The organism is Pseudoalteromonas phenolica (assembly GCF_005886345.1).
GTDB classification, from domain to species: Bacteria; Pseudomonadota; Gammaproteobacteria; order Enterobacterales; family Alteromonadaceae; genus Pseudoalteromonas; species Pseudoalteromonas phenolica_A.
The window spans coordinates 1-1,579 of record NZ_PNEC01000028.1; the positions used below are offsets into that span (position 1 = coordinate 1).

Annotated in this window: 2 protein-coding genes; both read left to right on the plus strand. The window is 37.4% G+C overall.

All coding sequences use genetic code 11. From position 1 onward, the window contains the following. The first annotated feature begins 370 nt into the window (after positions 1-370). A complete protein-coding gene (locus CWB72_RS11890; protein ID WP_107286946.1) occupies positions 371-751 on the plus strand; it encodes a hypothetical protein in 381 nt (126 codons plus the stop codon). A 108-nt stretch (positions 752-859) separates the two neighbouring features. Next, positions 860-1,360, plus strand: a complete 501-nt coding sequence (locus tag CWB72_RS11895) for a DUF4274 domain-containing protein (protein ID WP_138631636.1) — start codon at positions 860-862, stop codon at positions 1,358-1,360. Positions 1,361-1,579: the final 219 nt, after the last annotated feature.

The following is a 1,579-nucleotide window of genomic DNA, read 5'->3' on the forward strand; positions in this document are numbered from 1 at the left end:
AAGGCGTTATGCGTCACTTTAAATCGCTGTCTTTAAAACGGTTTTTACTTCAACTCTTTCCTTTAAATCAGCTTTTAGGTACAGTGGCGTCATCAAATTTTAAGTTGGTCTTGGCTTTTCGTTTTTCAATTTAAGCTGTGACCAGAAAGGTCATTCACCAGTAGAGCGCTTCTTTGCAATTTTTGGTTCGGTGAGTGTTTTTATAAATAAAAGTTTAGCTCGTTGGTGCAGGCGCAAGCGCTTCTAATTTTGAGTGTCAACGCATAACAAGCAATTAAACAGGGATAAAAAACTTGCGGGCTATTCGCTTCGCTCAATTTTAGCCCACAATTTTTACCCGTTAATCGGGCGTTAGGCATTCAGGGTGAACATGATTAAATTTAAGGTTGTGAGTGTAATTACCGCGGTAATTGCATTTGTTTTATGTATAGTTCTTATACTTTTTCCCGAAGTAATATTTATGCTGTTTAATATCGATGAAAATAGCTCTGCATTCTTTATTGGAAGAAGGGCTGCAATGTTATTTCTCGGGATCTCAGTATTAACTTGGGCCGGTCGGAATGCTTCCCATTCTGAATCTAGGCAGGCAATTTGTTTAGGTCTAACTATTTCAATGCTTGCGTTGGCTTTGCTTGGGATTACTGAATACCTCCGTGGGTTTGCAGGTATAGGTATTTTACTTGCTGTTATCACTGAGGGTATTCTTGCTCTACTATATTTTAAAATATGGTTCAACTATAAAAATGCCTAACAAGCTAATAAACAAGGACAAAAAACAGTTTGCTGTTTTCGTCCCTCAACATTTTAGCAAACAATTTTTTGCCTGTTATTAGGGCGTTATACGATTCTTGAGGTCGAAGTGAATTTAAGTTCTGAACAAATGGAAAGAGTAAACTCTTTTATTCATGATGAATGGGTGGATGAGAGTGAATCCAGAACAGAATCAAATTTAAATGAGCTACTTGATAGCGTTGAATCACCTTATGAATTTGATTTAATGCTACGAGAATTTAATTGGGGCTGCGGAATTGCTGGTATAGATGCAATTATTAAGCACCCTAAAACTGATCCCGCTACAAAGTTGAGAGCTTTTTGGATGGCTGGGCCTGGATATTTCTGTCGATATGAACTGGAAGCGGATATTGATGAGTATGAACTAAGCCAATGGCATGCAATTAAATTTTTACAAAAGTATGCGCTTTCTGGGTTAATTCAAAAATCTCAAATACATTTTGACCCTGCAAATGACGAAGAGGGTTATGATTGGACTATGCAGTTTAAAACTGAGGAATTAAAACTTTCAAAGCAAGGTAAGCAATCTTTTTATCAAATACCGAACGAATTATATCAAGCGATATAAATCGTATAACAAACGCTTTAACCAAAGGACGGACCTTGATCCGCTAATGCACACATCTTCATATAACTATGGAGGTGTCAGGTGGCACGAAGGAAACACTACAATTTTTACACTGATGAGTTTAAAGCAACTGCTGTTGCATTGAGCAAAATAGATAACATTCGAGCAAAAGATGTAGCAGAAGCGCTTTGCATACACCCCATCATGCTATACCGTTGG

Coding starts and splice junctions, on each gene's coding strand:
- CWB72_RS11890 (WP_107286946.1), top strand. CDS start 371: ATGATTAAATTTAAGGTTGTGAGTGTAATTACCGCGGTAATTGCATTT.